Source organism: Streptomyces inhibens (genome assembly GCF_022221585.1).
In the GTDB taxonomy this organism is placed as follows: Bacteria; Actinomycetota; Actinomycetes; order Streptomycetales; family Streptomycetaceae; genus Streptomyces; species Streptomyces inhibens.
In genome coordinates this window covers 6,676,103-6,692,005 of record NZ_CP084681.1, presented here as the reverse complement: position 1 = coordinate 6,692,005, position 15,903 = coordinate 6,676,103, and the positions used below count along the sequence as shown (strand labels likewise).

Sequence of the window (15,903 nt, the reverse complement as noted above, 5' to 3'; positions counted from 1 at the left end):
TTGGGCCCGAAGTTACTTGCGGGGGTCTGGGGGGCTGTCCCCCAGGGGGTTTCCGCTTACGGCCCAACTCGGGCCGCCGTCATGCATGTGCTGGTCCCCGGGGCTTCTTCCGGACCGCAGCCGGACCTCTCGGTCCGGCCGGCTGGTCCGGCGCCTGGCCGCCGGTTGTGCAGCTCTTGAGTTGGTGGCTGGGTCAGCCGGCCATCCGCCGGGCCGCCTCTTCGAGGCGCTCCGCGATGGTCCCGTTGATGACCTCGTCGCCGATCCGGACCTGGATTCCGCCGAGGACCTCGGGGTCCACGTCGAGGTTCAGGTGGATCTGCCGTCCGTACAGCGCGGCCAGGGAAGCACTCAGGCGCTCCCGCTGCCCTTCGCTGAGGGGCACCGCAGAGGTGACCACCGCGACCATCCGGTCCCGGCGGCTCGCCGCCAGCTTGGAGAGGGCATCGAGCCCCGCTTCCAGGCTACGACCCCGCGGCTGTACGACAAGACGGATCACGATCCGCTCGGTGACCGGGTTGGCCCGGCCGCCCAGCAGCGAGTGCAGCAGCTCCGTCTTGGCCGAGACCGATGCGTTCCGGTCGGTCAGCGCACGGCGCAGCTCGACGTTGGAGCTGACGATCCGGCCGAACCGGAACAGCTCGTCCTCGACGTCGTCGAGCTGGCCGGCCCGCTGTGCCGCGACGAGGTCGGCGCTGAACGCCAGCTCCTCGAGCGCGTCCGCCAGGTCACGCGAGCGCGACCAGCGGGAGCGGACCATGCCGCTGACCAGGTCGACGGCCGGGCCGCCGACCTGGCTGCCGAGCAGCCGTCCGGCCAGTTCGGCACGCGCCTCGCCGGCCTGCGCCGGGTCGGTCAGGACCCGACGCAGCGACACCTCGCGGTCGAACAGAGCGGTGACGGCAGCCAGCTCCTCGGCGAGCTTCGCGGCGTCGACGGAGGTGTCGTCCGTCAGCGCGTTGAGTCGCTCGCGTGCGGAGGCGAGTGCCTCGCGGCTGGCTCCGTTCATCGCCCGGCCTCGGCCTTCGTCGCGTCCGACGCCGCCTGGGCCTCGATCTCGTCGAGGAAGCGGTCGATGGTCCGGCTCTGCCGGGCGACGTCCTCGAGGGACTCGCCGACGAGCTTGCCGGCCAGTTCGGTGGCGAGCTTGCCCACGTCCTGACGCAGCGAGTGCGCAGCCTGCTTGCGGTCCGCCTCGATCTGGGCGTGACCGGCAGCGATGATCTCCTCACGCTGCCGCTGGCCCTCGGCGCGCATCTCAGCGATGAGCGTCGCGCCCTGCTCCTGCGCCTCCTGGCGCAGTCGCGCGGCCTCATGGCGGGCATCGGCCAGCTGTGCCCGGTAGTCCGCGAGCACCTGCTGAGCCTCGGCCTGAGTCGCCTCGGCGTCCTCAATCCGGCCTTCGATCTGCTTCCTGCGCTCGTCCAGAACCTTGTTGATGTTCGGGAGAAGCTTCTTGGCGAGGAAGCCGAAGACGATGAAGAAAGCGATCAGGCCGATGACCAGCTCTGGAATCGGCGGGACCAGGGGGTTCTCGGGAACCTCCGCCGCCATGTTGACCAGGGCGTTCACATCAGTGCCTTCCGTCTGAATGGATAGTCGATGCGGTTCGTTTACTTGTAAACGAAGCCCATGACGATGCCGATCAGGGCGAGCGCCTCACAGAAGGCAAAACCCATGATCTGGTTGGTGCGGATCAGGCCGGCAGCTTCGGGCTGACGGGCCAGAGCCTGGGTGCCGTTACCGAAGATGATGCCGACGCCGACGCCGGGGCCGATCGCGGCAAGGCCGTAGCCGATCGAGGCGACGTTGCCGACGACAGTGGTCTTGGCAGAGCCGACGGCGAGGTTGACCATTTCGAGAGCAGCGGACATGCCGTTACTTCCTTCTCATTTCACGGACCGGTGGGGGTTGGCCACCGGACAGCTGTTGGGCTGGGAGGCGGGGTGCTCAGTGGTGCTCGGCGAGCGCGCCCTGGACGTAGTTGCAGGCCAGGAGGACGAAGACGTACGCCTGGACGGCCTGAATGAAGAGCTCGAAGGCGGTCATCACGATGGTCATCACGAAGGATGCCCCCGCGTAGACGATGCCGATGCCGTTCAGCATGTACCAGCTGGCAATGGTGAACAGCAGGATCAGCAGGTGACCCGCGAACATGTTCGCGAAGAGTCGGACCGCGTGAGTGAAGGGGCGGATGATCAGGTGCTGGAGGAGTTCGAGCACCATGATCAGCGGCAGCACCCAGCCGAGCGACTTGTCGTAACCCGAGATGTTCTTCAGACCGCCGACGAAGCCCTGCTTCTTGAACGTCAGGAACAGCCAGAGGACATAGACGACCAGGGCAAGGCCTACGGGGAAGGCGATGACCGACGTCACGGGGAACGAGAAGAGCGGAATCACCGACCAGAGGTTCATGATCCACACGAAGAAGAACAGCGAGACCATGAAGGGGACGTATTTGTCGCCCTCCTTCTTCCCCAGCGCGTCATAGACGAGCCCGCGACGCACGAAGTCGTAGCCCGCCTCGCCGACCATCTGCAGCTTTCCGGGCACGACCTTGGCTTTGCCGAAGGCGGCCCAGAAGAACCCCACCACGACGACCGTGCTGAGGAAGGCCAGCAGCATCGGCTTGTTGAACTCGAAGCCACCGATCGTGAAGAGGGGTTCGAATACGAACGAATGAAGACCCGGGGCCTCGAAGCCACACCCCGGAATGAAGAGGTGGCACTCCGTGTCGAAGGCGAGCATCGTTTCAGCACTCACCGCGGGCTCCTTCAGCGTGGCGCATGGGTACGGCAACCTCGTTGTGTCGGCGCGGCATTGAGCCACGGAGCGGCACTGGACTGGTCTTACGGATTAGGGGGCGGCGGCCGGCCGGCGCTGGGCCGGGCCGAATCACAGGCATCGGCCGCGAGAACTGCCCGTTCCATCGAGTGAAACTCGGGAGCTCAGCCGCCTGCGCCATCTGTGCCGCAGTTGGCACCGGACGATAGCAGGCCCGCATGAGGGCATTTATTTCGGCCCTACGTGTCACGTCGGCGACCCCGCCGTCTCCGCCTTCTTAGGGTCGGCGGAGTCGGGATCCACGTACAGAATCTTCGCCTTCATATGACCGCGGGTCTGCGCCGCGATCCATACGAGGGTGGCACCGAGCAACGTGAACGCAAATGCCTTGGTGTCAAAGAGCGTTGTGTCCTTGAAGACGATGAGGAAGACCAACACGAACAGGATCTGCACCGTGTACAGCAGCAGGCCCATCATCTGGAACAGCTGCGGAAGGTTCTTCGCGGTCTTCTGCAGGGCGACGAGACCGGCCCCCATGACGAGCACCACCAGCGCGGTGCCGATGACAGCGCCGATCGCTCCCGTCCCGCCCGCGACCACTGCGCTCACAGCAACGGCGATGGCGCCGATGGCGAGCGTGGGCACAACGGCGTGAAGGAGTAGTCGGGCGTCATTCGACTGCATGGCGGCGCTCCGGCAAGGGGTGGGGGTGTGTCGTCAGGGACGAGCGTAGACCCGGCCTGAGGCGGAACCTGAGGCCAAAGAACCGTCGCACTACGGTCCTTCGGCTCTATCGCCGGGTTTCGTGAACGGTATCACAAACTATTTGATGAGGTCTTTACCTGGTTCGTGTGGAGCCTGTCACACTTGAGCGTGAACGTGCGCGTTGGTGCACTGGCAGCCAGCCATTTGTCTGGTATGAGGTCAACCCGCCCGATTTCTGATCCCCGTTCGGGCGACCCGACCCCGGGATCAGTGGTGACTGCTCGCCCTCCGGCGGTCCACGAAGCGTGACCGGTCGCCGATCGCGGTGGCACCGTGGATGCCCGCGGGGATCGGCTCGCGCGCCTCCTCCGGCGCATCGCCCTCGCCGTCGGCCACCGCGGCCGGAGCCACCGCCGTACGGACGACCCGGCGGTAGCGCGGCGGGACCATCCACTCCGCCCAGCGCGGGGCCCGCGGCGTGAAGCGCGGCAGCAGAAGCAGCACCAGACCCACCGCGCTCAGCAGCACGATGCCCAGCACGATCCACATGCTGGCGTTGTTCGCGGAGTAGGCGACCGCGCCGAACGCGATCAGCGCCGACCAGAAGTACATGATCAGCACGGCCCGGCTGTGCGAGTGGCCGATCTCCAGCAGCCGGTGGTGCAGATGTCCGCGGTCGGCGGCGAACGGCGACTGGCCCTGCCACGTACGCCGCACGATCGCCAGGATCAGGTCGGCGACCGGCACCGCGATGACCGTCAGCGGCAGCAGCAGCGGGATGTAGACCGGCACCATCGCGTGGGTCGCCTCACGCAGACCGCCCGCCTTCAGGTTGAGCAGGTCCGGGTCGACCTGGCCGGTCACCGACACCGCGCCGGCGGCCATCACCAGACCGATCAGCATCGAGCCGGAGTCGCCCATGAAGATCCGCGCCGGGTGCATGTTGTGCGGCAGGAAGCCCAGGCACATACCCATCAGAACGACCGAGAACAGCGTTGCGGGCGCGGCCGCCTCGATGCCGTAGCCGAACCACATCCGGTACGCGTACATGAAGAACGCGGCGGCCGCGATGCACACCATGCCGGAGGCCAGACCGTCCAGGCCGTCCACGAAGTTCACCGCGTTGATGGTGATCACGACCAGCGCGACGGTCAGCAGCGTGCCCTGCATCGGGGTCAGCGAGACCGTGCCCACACCGGGGATCGGGATCCACAGAATCGTCAGGCCCTGAAGGACCATCACACCCGCGGCGATCATCTGGCCACCCAGCTTGACCAGCGCGTCCACGCCCCACTTGTCGTCCAGTACGCCGAGGATCCAGATCAGCGCGGCGCCCGACAGCAGCGCCCGCGGCTCGTTGGAGTTCTCGAAGACGCTCTTGAGGTTGGTCAGATGCGAGGCGACCAGAAGGCCGGCGCACAGCCCGCCGAACATCGCGATACCGCCGAGCCGAGGTGTCGGTTCGCGGTGCACATCACGCGCGCGGATCTCCGGCATCGCACCGGCCGCGATCGCGAACTTCCGCACCGGCCCGGTCAGCAGGTAGGTCACCGCGGCCGTGACGCACAGCGTCAGCAGGTATTCACGCACGGGCTGCCCCATTGGTATAGCTGGCCATCACAGCCCCACACCCTATGCGTGTCAGCGCCCTGGCCGTGAATACAGGACTAGACGCATCGCGTCAGCGGATGGTTCCCGCCGTTATCCAAGATCGGGATAAGGCGGAAAGCCGTGGACCAATGCGACGGTCCTGGAGCGGGCCGTGCCGTCCTCCTGGAGCGCCGCCACGATCAGCTCGGCGACCGTCCGCATCTCGGCCTCGCCCATGCCCTGCGTCGTCACCGCGGCGGTGCCCAGCCGGATGCCGGTCCTGCGGACCGCGGGCGCGTCGCTGCAGGGCAGCGCGCAGGTGTCCAGCACGATCCCGGCGGCCGCCAGCCGGCCCCGGGCGGTGCGCGCGTCCAGGCCCAGCGGCGCGGTGTCGGCGGTGATCAGATGGGTGTCGGTACCGCCGGTGGTGATCATCAGGCCCTGTTCGGCCAGCGCCCCGGCGAGCGCGCGGGCATTGGCGGTGACCTGATGGGCGTACGCGCCGAAGGCGGGCGTGGCGGCCTCCGCGAAGGCGACGGCCTTGGCGGCGACGGAGTTCATCTGTGCGCCCCCTTGGGTGAAGGGGAACACCGCGCGGTCGATGCGTTCGGCCAGCTTCGCACCGCACAGGATCAGCCCCCCGCGCGGTCCGCGCAGCACCTTGTGGGTGGTGCCGCACACCACATGCGCGTACGGGACGGGGCTGGGCGCCGCTCCCCCGGCGATCAGCCCCAGGGGGTGCGCGACATCCGCGATCAGATAGGCGCCGGTCTCGTCGGCGATATCGCGGAAGGCGGCGTAGTCGATGTGCCGGGGGTAGGAGATCGAGCCACAGACGATGGCCTTGGGCCGGCGGGCGCGGGCCAGGTCGCGGATCGCGTCGTAGTCGAGCAGCCCGGTCTCCTCGTCGACGCCATAGCCGGCGAAGTCGAACCAGCGGCCGGAGAAGTTGGCGGGCGATCCGTGGGTGAGGTGTCCGCCGTGCGGGAGGGACATGGCCAGGACGGTGTCTCCAGGGCGCAGCAGGGCGGCGTAGGCGGCCAGTACGGCCGAAGACCCGGAGTGTGCCTGGACGTTGGCGTGTTCGGCGCCGAAAAGGGCCTTGGCGCGCTCCACCGCGATCCGCTCGGCGAGGTCGACGATCTCGCAGCCGCCGTGGTGCCGGGCGCCCGGATAGCCTTCGGCGTATTTGTTGCCCAGCGGGGAGCCGAGGGCGGCGAGGACGGCCGGTGAGGTGAAGTTCTCCGCGGCGATCAGCTGCAGCCCGTCACTCTGACGGGCGCTCTCGCCGAGCACCACGCCGGCGATCTCGGGGTCCTGGCGCAGCAGCGCGCCGAAGTCCGGCGCACCGGCCGGCCGGGTGACACCGTCGCGGGCCGCGGCGCGCGCCCGGTCCTCGATCGTCTCGGTTTCGCCGGCACCGGCGGGGGGCTCGGTGGCCGGAATTCGACTGTCCGGGGTCTCGCTACGGGGTGACGCGGTGGTGGCAGGCATCGCTTGCTCCCGGCCTCGTACGGGGACGTAGTCCCAATGTAGGCGCGGTGGGGCGATCGGGCGCGGTGTGCGGGCCGCTCGGGGGCCCGTGGGCCCCGTGGGGTCCTGTGAGGTCCGCGCCCGCGCCCGTGACCGTCAGGCCCGGGCCGGGAGTCCCGTAAGGGCCGTGACGACCGGGTCGAGGGCCTGGTTGATCTCGTCGCCGATGGAGCGGAAGAAGGTGATGGGGGCGCCGTAGGGGTCGTAGACCTCGTCGGACTCCGGGTTGGGCGCCAGCAGCCAGCCGCGCAGCGCGGCGGCGGCGCCGACCAGTGCGCGGGCCCGCTCGACCAGCCCGCCCTCCGGCAGGTCCGGGTCGGGCTCGGGCAGCGTTGCCGGGTCTATGGCCCGCACCAGCCGGTTGAACTCCTTGAGCGTGAAGGTGCGCAGCCCCGCGGAGTGCCCCATCGAGATGACCTGGGCGCGGTGGTCCCGCGTCGCGGTGAGCACCAGGTCGGCGCGGATGACGTGCTCGTCGAGCAGCTCACGGCCGATGAAGCCGGCCGGGTCGGCGCCGTAGTCCGCGAGCACCGTCGCGGCGTGCGCCTCCATCGGGGCGCCTTCGTGGCCCCAGGTGCCGGCGCTCTCCACGAGCAGCCCGCCGCTGCGGTCCGTACCGAGCCGCAGTTCCAGGGCATGGCGGTGCAGCCGCTCGGTGATCGGCGAGCGGCAGACGTTGCCGGTGCTGACGTGGAGAATCCGAAAAGGGGATGCCGGGGGCAGGAGGGTGTCGTCGCCCGGTCCCGCTATGCCACGCCCCAGGGGCGCCATCAATTGGCCACCTCGAGCTCGGGTACCACCTTGCGCAGCTCCTCCGCGCTGATCGCGCCCGCGCGCAGCAGCACCGGGATCTTGCCGGTGACATCGACGATCGAGGACGGCACGGCGGCAGGCGTCGGACCGCCGTCCAGGTAGACGGAGACCGAGTCGCCCAGCATCTCCTGTGCGGCGTCGCAGTCCTGCGGGGACGGGTGGCCGGTGAGATTGGCGCTGGAGACGGCCATCGGGCCGAAGTCGGTGAGCAGCTCGATCGCCACGGGGTGCAGCGGCATCCGTACGGCGACCGTGCCGCGGGTCTCGCCCAGGTCCCAGGTCAGCGACGGCTGGTGCTTGGCGACGAGGGTGAGCGCGCCGGGCCAGAAGGCGTCCACCAGCTCCCAGGCCTGCTCGGAGAAGTCGGTGACCAGGCCGTGCAGGGTGTTGGGGGATCCGACGAGGACCGGGGAGGGCATACCCCGCCCGCGGCCCTTGGCCTCCAGCAGGTCGCCGACGGCCTCGGAGCTGAAGGCGTCCGCGCCGATGCCGTAGACGGTGTCGGTCGGCAGCACGACCAGCTCGCCGCGGCGGACGGCCGAGGCGGCCTCGCGCAGACCGGTCGCGCGGTCGGTCGCGTCGCTGCAGTCGTAACGCCGTGCCATTTAACGGACCTCCTCGTGCGGAACGGATACATCGGATGCACCGGTGCCGGATGCATCGGGCGTCGAAACGGGTCGCGTCATGGCGTCGCCCGGCGCGCGGTGGCGAAACGGGGCCGGTTGTTGAGGTCGGGGTGGTCGGCCGCGTCGGCCCAGCCCCGCTCCTCGGTGAAGATCCATGGCACCTGTCCGCCCTGGGTGTCGGCGTGCTCGATGACGACCACTCCGCCGGGCCGCAGCAGGCGGTGTGCGGTCCGCTCGATGCCTCGGATGGTGTCCAGGCCGTCCTCGCCCGAGAACAGCGCGAGCTGGGGGTCGTGGTCGCGGGCCTCGGGTGCGACGTACTCCCACTCGGTCAGCGGGATGTACGGCGGATTGGAGACGACCAGGTCGACCTGCCCGTCCAGTTCGGGAAGCGCGGTCAGCGCATCACCCTGGTGGAGAACGACGCGGGACCCCTCGACGTTCTTGCGGGCGTACTCCAGAGCCTCTTCGGACAGCTCCACGGCGTGCACCCGCGAGCGCGGGACCTCCTGCGCCAGGGCGAGGGCGATGGCCCCGGAGCCGGTGCACAGGTCGACGATCAGCGGCTCGACCACGTCCATGGCGCGTACCGCGTCTATCGCCCAGCCGACCACCGACTCGGTCTCCGGGCGGGGCACGAACACCCCTGGCCCGACGGCGAGTTCGAGGTAGCGGAAGAAGGCGCGGCCGGTGATGTGCTGGAGCGGCTCACGGGCCTCGCGGCGGGCGACGGCCTCCCAGTAGCGGGCGTCGAAGTCCGCGTCCTTGACGTTGTGCAGCTCACCCCGTTTGACGCCGTGCACGAACGCGGCGAGTTCCTCGGCGTCGAAGCGCGGCGAGGGCACACCGGCGTCGGCCAGCCGCTGGGTGGCCTGGGCCACCTCGGCGAGCAGAAGGTTCACGGGGCCTTCCTCCTAGTGCGCTGCGTCTTCATTGTGCGGTCCGCCGTCGATCGGCCGGGGGTCCGGGGGTTGCCCCCCGGGGGGATGAGGTACAGGTCTTGCTGCCCTACTGGGCGGCGGCGAGCTTGGCGGCCGAGTCGGCATCGACACAGGCCTGGATGACCGGGTCGAGCTCGCCGTCGAGCACCTGGTCCAAGTTGTACGCCTTGAAGCCGACCCGGTGGTCCGAGATGCGGTTTTCCGGGAAGTTGTACGTACGGATGCGCTCGGAGCGGTCGACCGTACGGACCTGGCTGCGCCGGGCGTCCGACGCCTCGCGCTCGGCCTCTTCCTGGGCCGCGGCGAGCAGCCGGGAGCGCAGGATCCGCATCGCCTGCTCCTTGTTCTGGAGCTGGCTCTTCTCGTTCTGGCAGGAGACGACGATGCCGGTGGGCAGGTGCGTGATGCGGACCGCGGAGTCGGTGGTGTTGACGGACTGGCCGCCGGGGCCCGAGGAGCGGTAGACGTCGATCCGCAGGTCGTTGGGGCCGATCTCGACCTCGACCTCCTCGGCCTCGGGCGTGACCAGCACACCGGCCGCGGAGGTGTGGATCCGGCCCTGCGACTCGGTGGCGGGCACCCGCTGGACGCGGTGCACCCCGCCCTCGTACTTCAGCCGCGCCCAGACGCCCTGTCCGGGCTCGGTGGCACCGCCGCCGCCCTTGGTCTTCACGGCGACCTGGACGTCCTTGTAGCCGCCGAGGTCGGACTCGTTGGCCTCAAGGATCTCGGTCTTCCAGCCGGCCCGCTCGGCGTAGCGCAGATACATCCGCAGCAGGTCGCCGGCGAACAGCGCCGACTCCTCGCCGCCCTCGCCGGCCTTGACCTCGAGGATGACGTCCTTGTCGTCGCTGGGGTCGCGCGGGACGAGCAGCAGCCGCAGCTTCTCGGTCAGCTCGTCGCGCCGGACGTCGAGCTCCTTGACCTCGTTGGCGAAGTCCGGGTCGTCCGCGGCGAATTCGCGCGCGGTCTCCATGTCCTCGCCGGTCTGCTTCCAGTCGCGGTACGTCGCGATGATCGGGGTCAGCTCGGCGTAGCGCTTGTTGAGCCGCATGGCCTCGCGCTGGTCGGCGTGGACCGCGGGGTCGGCCAGCCGCTTCTCGAGATCGGCGTGCTCGCCGATCAGTTCTTCGACCGCCTCGAACATCGTGGGGTTCCTCTGCTGGCTGCTGTGGTGACCGGGGGACCTGGGGCGCCGGGCACATCGGGTGCCGCGCCGCGGGCCCCGGCACCCCCGTAAGGGAGCCAAGGGCCAGGGCGACGCCGCGGGAATCCGGGAGACATCCCCCGCATCCCCGGCAAAAAAGGCGCCGGTCCGGTCACCCCTGGGCAGGGGCGACCGGAGACCGGCGCCTTGTGCGTCGCTACTTCTTCGCGGCCGCGGCCTTGCCGAAGCGGGCCTCGAAGCGGGCCACGCGGCCGCCCGTGTCCATGATCTTCTGCTTGCCGGTGTAGAACGGGTGGCACTCGGAGCAGACGTCGGCGCGGATGCTGCCGCCGGCAACGGTGCTGCGGGTGGTGAAGGACGCGCCACAGGTGCAGCTGACCTGGGTCTCGACGTACTCCGGGTGGATGTCGCGCTTCAAGGGATTCTCCTAGGTTCGGGAGTGCACCGGGTCGTGTCGCGGGTTGCGTCACGTGAACCGGGGCCGACGGTCCAGTCTGCCAGGACTAGCCGTATCTCCCAAAACCGGGGTTCGTGCGCAACTATTCCCCCGCCGATTCCGGGGCCCGCCGGACCCCGGAACCACACCGTCCGCCTACTTGACGTAGTTGTCCGTGCCGCCCTTGTCACCGGCCGAGCCCTTGATCGCGGACTTGGGGATGTCCTTGTCCTGCCGCAGCGCGTCCCAGACCAGCCGGCTCTGCTTGGCCAGCGGCAGCACCCGGTCGGGGTCGGCGGTGTCGTACGCCACCGGCAGCGTCATCATGTCGATGTTCTCCGACCCGATGTTGCCCAGGCTCTTGGCCAGCCCGGTCAGTTCGCTGACCGAGTTGAGGTCGGTGTCGGTGGTGATGGCCTTGGTGGCCGTGTCGGCGATGTCGTAGAGCTTGGTGGGGTTGGTGAGCACCCCGACGTTCTTGACCTGGTTCATCAGGGCCTTGATGAACGTCTGCTGCAACTGGATGCGGCCCAGGTCGCTGCCGTCACCGCCGGGGACGCCGTGCCGGGTCCGTACGAGACCGAGCGACTGCTCGCCGTCGAGGGTGTGCTTGCCGGGCTGCAGATGCAGATGGCTCTTGTCGTCGTTGATCGCCTTGCTGGTGGTGATCTCCACCCCGCCCAGCGCGTCGATGAGCTTCTTGAAGCCGGTGAAGTCGACCTCGATGAAGTGGTCCATACGGATCCCGCTGATCGACTCGACGGTCTTGACCGCGCAGGCCGGCCCGCCGACCTCGAAGGCGGTGTTGAACATCACTCGCCGCGCGCCGGTGACGGTCCTGCCGTCCTTGGTGCAGTCGGGGCGCTTGATCAGGGTGTCGCGCGGGACGCTGACGACGGAGGCTTTCTTACGGCCCTTGTACACGTGCATGATCATCGCGGTGTCGGAGCGCGCACCGCCCTCGTCCCTGCCGTACTCGTCGTTCTTGCCCGCGCGGGAGTCGGAGCCCATGACGAGGATGTCCATCGAGCCGTCGTCGACGTTCTTCGGCCGGTCGTGCCCGAGGGCGGCGTTGATGTCGACGCCCTTGAGATTGCCGTTGAGCTTGAAGTAGACGTACCCGAGTCCGGCGCCACCGAGCAGTACGACGCTGACCAGCGCGCACAGCGTGATGGTCAGTGCTCGGCGGCGTCGGGCCGGCCCCTTGCGCCGGCGGCCGGTGGCACGTATGCCGCGGGCACGGCTTTCGGCCGTCTGCGCGGTCCCGTTGCTGTCCGCCATCTGCTCCTCAGTCCTTGTTCGCTCGGCTGCCCCTCGCCGCCACCGTGCTGCGTGCCGTCACGGCTTGTTGCTCCTTGTCAGACGGGAGGTCGACGGGAAGGGTTGCACAGCGAGACATGAGTGCTTTCTTAGAAAACTTCCGCGGCGGTCCACGAGGGCGCGCGAGCGTCGCCCTTCCCACCTGGGCTTTCGTCCCGTTTTCCGGCATGGCTGGAACCGTGCGGGTTGCACCCGATCTGTGCGGAAGGTCTCAGACAGGCCGCCCGCCCAGCCCTTGGAGCGCGGCGCAGGTCACATCCCGCCCCTCCGTGGCGCGCACCGTACGGGGCACCGCAGCGCAAAGCCCCCCTCACTCGTAAGAGCGAGGGGGGCTTTGCTCCCCCAGCTAACGCTGGGAGGTGCCCTCACAGGCGCAAGGGCGCGCCCTACGGGCGTCAGTCGTTGTTACCGCCCATGCCCGGCGTGGTCTTCTGGATCTGCAGCAGGAACTCCGCGTTGGACTTCGTCTGCTTCATCTTGTCCAGCAGCAGCTCGATCGCCTGCTGCTGGTCCAGGGCGTGCAGCACCCGGCGCAGCTTCCAGACGACGGCCAACTCGTCGGCGCCCATCAGGATCTCTTCCTTACGGGTGCCGGACCCGTCGACGTCCACCGCCGGGAAGATGCGCTTGTCGGCGAGCTTGCGGTCGAGCTTGAGCTCCAGGTTGCCGGTGCCCTTGAACTCCTCGAAGATCACCTCGTCCATCCGCGAGCCGGTCTCGACCAGCGCGGTGGCCAGGATCGTCAGCGAACCGCCGTCCTCGATGTTGCGCGCGGCACCGAAGAAGCGCTTCGGCGGGTAGAGCGCGGTCGAGTCGACACCACCGGACAGGATGCGGCCGGAGGCGGGGGCTGCGAGGTTGTACGCGCGGCCCAGGCGGGTGATGGAGTCCAGCAGGACGACCACGTCGTGACCCAGCTCGACGAGACGCTTGGCGCGCTCGATGGCCAGCTCGGCGACGGTGGTGTGGTCCTCGGCCGGACGGTCGAAGGTCGAGGAGATGACCTCGCCCTTGACCGACCGCTGCATGTCGGTGACCTCTTCGGGACGCTCGTCCACGAGGACGACCATCAGGTGGCACTCGGGGTTGTTGCGGGTGATCGCGTTGGCGACCGCCTGCATGATCATGGTCTTACCGGTCTTCGGCGGCGCCACGATCAGACCACGCTGGCCCTTGCCGATCGGCGCGACCAGATCGATGATCCGGGTCGTCAGCGCGCCGGCCTCGCCCTCCAGCCGCAGTCGCTCCTGCGGGTAAAGGGGCGTCAGCTTCCCGAACTCCGGCCGTCCGCGGCCCTGTTCGGGCGCCACGCTGTTGACCGTGTCGAGCCGGACCAGCGCGTTGAACTTCTCGCGCCGCTCGCCGTCCTTGGGCTGGCGGACCGCGCCGGTGACGTGGTCACCCTTGCGCAGACCGTTCTTACGGACCTGGGCGAGCGAGACATACACATCGTTCGGGCCGGGCAGGTAGCCGGAGGTCCGGATGAACGCGTAGTTGTCGAGGATGTCGAGGATGCCCGCGACCGGGATCAGCACATCGTCCTCGGACACCTGCGGCTCGTTGCCGAAGTCCTCACGGCCACCACGGCTACGGCCCCGGCGGTCGCGGTAGCGGCCGCGACGGCCACGGCGGCCGCCCTCGAAGTCGTCTTCCTCATCGGTCCGGCGGTCGCGCTGACGCTGGCCGCCCTGGCTGCCCTGGCCGGAGTCGCCCGCGTCGCCCTTACGGCGGTCGCCGCGGTCACGGTCACGGTCGCGCTGACGCTGGCCGCGCTCGCCGCGCTCCCCGCGCTCGCCCTTCGGCCCGCGCTCCTGGCGGTCGCCACGGTCCTGACGCTCGGCGCCCTTGGCGGGCCGGCCCTCGCCGGTCTCCTGCGGGGACACCGCGGTCTCGGTCTTGGCCTCGGCCTTGACCTCGGTCCTCGTCTCGGCCTTGGTCTCGGTCTTGAGGTCGCCCGAGGCGGCCTCGGGGCTGCCCGCGGCGGCGGTGGCGCGGCGCCGGCGGCGCTCGCCGGCCGGCTGCTCGTCGCTGACCGGCTGGCCCGGGATGTCGATCTGCTGCTGGGCCCCGGCCTTGTCCGCGGCCTTGGCGGCCTTGTCGGACTTCTCGGCCTTGCCGGCGGCCGGCGCCGTGCCGTCCTCGCCGGTGCGGGCCTTGGAGGTCGTACGGCGCTTGGGCTTGGTCTCGGCGGGCGCGTCGGCCTTGGCCGCGGAGCCCGAGCCCCCGGCCTGCCTCTCCTTGATGACCTCGATCAGCTGGCTCTTGCGCATCCGCGCGGTGCCCTTGATACCGAGGCCGGAGGCGACCTGCTGCAGCTCTGCCAGGACCATGCCGTCAAGGCCGGTGCCGGAACGGCGGCGCCGCGTGGTGGCGGGAGCGTCCGTGGCGGGCGCGGTGGCACTGCCGTCGGTTCGCGCGCCCATCAGATCGGTGGTGTCGCTCACGAAGGGTCCTTCCCTGGAGCGGGCGTCGGCCTGTCTGGCTCGGCGACCGGTTGTGCTGTCCGGCTGGGTCCTTGGTCTTGTGGACCGGGCCGGGGCGGTGGTCCCGCCGGAAGTGGCGGAGAGAATCAGTTCATGGCTCCGGCGTGAAGAGATGCACAGTGGCCCATGTCGTCACGCCGATTCCGGAGCGTGCTCACTACTGCTCAGGCCATTGCTCCAAGCAGTTTGGGAGGCTCCCGGAAGAAAGTGGTCCCGATGGGGGACACGAAGCACCGCGCCACTCAGGCGTCGAGTACTGACTTGAGGTTAACACTACCGGATCCAACAAACATTCCCCCTCTCCAAGACCGGCAATCGTCGATCACCCGCGTGATCACCCGGCGAGCGGCAGCACACAGGCACCTGCCACATCGAGGGCCAGCCGGTTGGCCGCCCACCCCTCTCCCGCCAGCGCCGCGACCTTCTCGGCCGCCGCGTCCTCGACCAGCGCGAGCACCGTCGGGCCCGCACCGGACACAACTGCGGGGACGCCGTCCGCGCGCAGTCGGTTCACCAGGGCCACACTCTCCGGCATCGCCGGGGCGCGGTACTCCTGGTGAAGTCGGTCCTCGGTCGCGGCGAGCAGCAGCTCGGGGCGCCTGGTCAGGGCCTCGACGAGCAGTGCGGCGCGGCCGGCGTTGGCCGCGGCGTCCACATGCGGGACGGTACGCGGCAGCAGTCCGCGGGCGGTTTCGGTCAGCACCGGCTTCCCGGGCACGAAGACCACCGGAACGATGGAATCGGCGGGATCCATCCGGATCGCCCGCGCGGTTCCGGTGTCCATCCAGGCGAGCGTGAAGCCGCCCAGCAGACAGGCGGCGACATTGTCGGGGTGGCCCTCGATCTCGGTGGCCAGCTCCAGCAGCGCGGCGTCGTCGAGCTTTTGCTCGCCGCCTATCGTCACGGCGCGGGCGGCGACGATACCGGCGCAGATGGCTGCCGAGGAGGACCCCAGACCGCGGCCGTGCGGAATGCGGTTGGCGCAGACGATTTCCAGGCCGCGCGGCTGTCCGCCGAGCAGCTCGAAGGCGGTGCGCATCGACCGTACGAGCAGGTGGCTCTCGTCACGCGGCAGGGTGTCGGCGCCCTCACCTGCGATGTCGATGTGCAGCCCGGAGTCGGCGACACGCACCACGACATCGTCGTACAGGCCCAGGGAAAGACCCAGGGCATCGAAGCCGGGACCGAGATTGGCGCTGGTAGCGGGGGTGCGCACCCGGACGGCGGCGGCGCGGAACGCGGGACCGGCCATCGCTCGATGACTCTCCTTGATTGATGCTGCGGTACTGCCCCGGAGCGCCGCGGCACCGAAATGCCCGGCCGGCTCCTGGGGTCTGTTCTGACCTGCCCTGAACACCACTGCGTTATGCCGTGGGGAGGGGAGTTGGCTGCCAGCCTATCGAAGGAAGGTTCTGTCGCGACATAGGGCGCACAGGAGGCGCACGATGCGTGTCGCACATCTTCCTGTGCCCCGGTGCTGTCTTCCAGGGGCTTTGCAGCCTTT

General features: G+C 69.3%; 15 protein-coding genes. All 15 read right to left on the bottom strand.

The annotated features are described in order from the left end of the window. Positions 1 to 193 precede the first annotated feature (193 nt). On the bottom strand, positions 194 to 1,009 hold the full coding sequence (locus KI385_RS30415) for a F0F1 ATP synthase subunit delta (protein ID WP_238575311.1): 816 nt from the start codon (positions 1,007 to 1,009) through the stop codon (positions 194 to 196). Continuing rightward, positions 1,006 to 1,572 carry a F0F1 ATP synthase subunit B gene (locus KI385_RS30410; protein WP_128503404.1) on the bottom strand — a complete coding sequence of 189 codons (567 nt, stop codon included), beginning with the start codon at positions 1,570 to 1,572 and terminating at the stop codon, positions 1,006 to 1,008. The genes KI385_RS30415 and KI385_RS30410 overlap by 4 nt, the downstream gene beginning before the upstream one ends. Before the next feature lie 41 nt (positions 1,573 to 1,613). Further along, positions 1,614 to 1,874 (bottom strand): ATP synthase F0 subunit C, encoded by a 261-nt coding sequence (gene atpE / locus KI385_RS30405; protein ID WP_238575310.1) that lies wholly within the window; start codon positions 1,872 to 1,874, stop codon positions 1,614 to 1,616. A gap of 76 nt (positions 1,875 to 1,950) precedes the next feature. Next, positions 1,951 to 2,748: a F0F1 ATP synthase subunit A gene (gene atpB, locus KI385_RS30400; RefSeq protein WP_128503479.1), complete on the bottom strand. Its 798-nt coding sequence runs from the start codon at positions 2,746 to 2,748 to the stop codon at positions 1,951 to 1,953. Between the two features lie 282 nt (positions 2,749 to 3,030). After that, positions 3,031 to 3,468 (bottom strand): Cg1360 family ATP-synthase-associated protein, encoded by a 438-nt coding sequence (locus KI385_RS30395; protein WP_238575309.1) that lies wholly within the window; start codon positions 3,466 to 3,468, stop codon positions 3,031 to 3,033. Positions 3,469 to 3,756: 288 nt separating this feature from the next. Next, the gene (locus KI385_RS30390; protein WP_238575308.1) at positions 3,757 to 5,091 is read right to left on the bottom strand and encodes an MraY family glycosyltransferase; all 1,335 of its coding nucleotides are present in this window, start codon (positions 5,089 to 5,091) and stop codon (positions 3,757 to 3,759) included. A gap of 99 nt (positions 5,092 to 5,190) precedes the next feature. After that, complete coding sequence (locus tag KI385_RS30385) at positions 5,191 to 6,573, bottom strand: serine hydroxymethyltransferase (protein WP_238575307.1); 1,383 nt, start codon at positions 6,571 to 6,573, stop codon at positions 5,191 to 5,193. A gap of 135 nt (positions 6,574 to 6,708) precedes the next feature. Then, positions 6,709 to 7,386, bottom strand: coding sequence for an arsenate reductase/protein-tyrosine-phosphatase family protein (locus KI385_RS30380; protein WP_425356979.1), 678 nt, complete (start codon positions 7,384 to 7,386; stop codon positions 6,709 to 6,711). Then, a complete protein-coding gene (locus tag KI385_RS30375; protein WP_238575305.1) occupies positions 7,383 to 8,030 on the bottom strand; it encodes an L-threonylcarbamoyladenylate synthase in 648 nt (215 codons plus the stop codon). Before KI385_RS30375 ends, KI385_RS30380 begins: the two co-directional genes overlap by 4 nt. A gap of 77 nt (positions 8,031 to 8,107) precedes the next feature. Further along, positions 8,108 to 8,953, bottom strand: a complete 846-nt coding sequence (prmC, locus tag KI385_RS30370) for a peptide chain release factor N(5)-glutamine methyltransferase (RefSeq protein ID WP_128503414.1) — start codon at positions 8,951 to 8,953, stop codon at positions 8,108 to 8,110. Positions 8,954 to 9,059: 106 nt separating this feature from the next. Continuing rightward, complete coding sequence (gene prfA, locus KI385_RS30365) at positions 9,060 to 10,139, bottom strand: peptide chain release factor 1 (protein WP_238575304.1); 1,080 nt, start codon at positions 10,137 to 10,139, stop codon at positions 9,060 to 9,062. 217 nt (positions 10,140 to 10,356) lie between these two features. Beyond that, positions 10,357 to 10,578, bottom strand: a complete 222-nt coding sequence (gene rpmE, locus KI385_RS30360) for a 50S ribosomal protein L31 (RefSeq protein ID WP_033266704.1) — start codon at positions 10,576 to 10,578, stop codon at positions 10,357 to 10,359. Positions 10,579 to 10,752: 174 nt separating this feature from the next. Beyond that, positions 10,753 to 11,877: an LCP family protein gene (locus KI385_RS30355; protein WP_238575303.1), complete on the bottom strand. Its 1,125-nt coding sequence runs from the start codon at positions 11,875 to 11,877 to the stop codon at positions 10,753 to 10,755. A gap of 434 nt (positions 11,878 to 12,311) precedes the next feature. After that, positions 12,312 to 14,360 (bottom strand): transcription termination factor Rho, encoded by a 2,049-nt coding sequence (gene rho / locus KI385_RS30350; protein ID WP_238575302.1) that lies wholly within the window; start codon positions 14,358 to 14,360, stop codon positions 12,312 to 12,314. Positions 14,361 to 14,733: 373 nt separating this feature from the next. Continuing rightward, positions 14,734 to 15,651 carry a homoserine kinase gene (thrB, locus tag KI385_RS30345; RefSeq protein WP_238575301.1) on the bottom strand — a complete coding sequence of 306 codons (918 nt, stop codon included), beginning with the start codon at positions 15,649 to 15,651 and terminating at the stop codon, positions 14,734 to 14,736. Between the last annotated feature and the right edge of the window lie 252 nt (positions 15,652 to 15,903).

Coding starts and splice junctions, on each gene's coding strand:
- KI385_RS30415 (WP_238575311.1), bottom strand. CDS start 1,009: ATGAACGGAGCCAGCCGCGAGGCACTCGCCTCCGCACGCGAGCGACTC.
- atpE (WP_238575310.1), bottom strand. CDS start 1,874: ATGTCCGCTGCTCTCGAAATGGTCAACCTCGCCGTCGGCTCTGCCAAG.
- atpB (WP_128503479.1), bottom strand. CDS start 2,748: ATGCTCGCCTTCGACACGGAGTGCCACCTCTTCATTCCGGGGTGTGGC.
- KI385_RS30395 (WP_238575309.1), bottom strand. CDS start 3,468: ATGCAGTCGAATGACGCCCGACTACTCCTTCACGCCGTTGTGCCCACG.
- KI385_RS30390 (WP_238575308.1), bottom strand. CDS start 5,091: ATGGGGCAGCCCGTGCGTGAATACCTGCTGACGCTGTGCGTCACGGCC.
- KI385_RS30385 (WP_238575307.1), bottom strand. CDS start 6,573: ATGCCTGCCACCACCGCGTCACCCCGTAGCGAGACCCCGGACAGTCGA.
- KI385_RS30375 (WP_238575305.1), bottom strand. CDS start 8,030: ATGGCACGGCGTTACGACTGCAGCGACGCGACCGACCGCGCGACCGGT.
- prfA (WP_238575304.1), bottom strand. CDS start 10,139: ATGTTCGAGGCGGTCGAAGAACTGATCGGCGAGCACGCCGATCTCGAG.
- KI385_RS30355 (WP_238575303.1), bottom strand. CDS start 11,877: ATGGCGGACAGCAACGGGACCGCGCAGACGGCCGAAAGCCGTGCCCGC.
- thrB (WP_238575301.1), bottom strand. CDS start 15,651: ATGGCCGGTCCCGCGTTCCGCGCCGCCGCCGTCCGGGTGCGCACCCCC.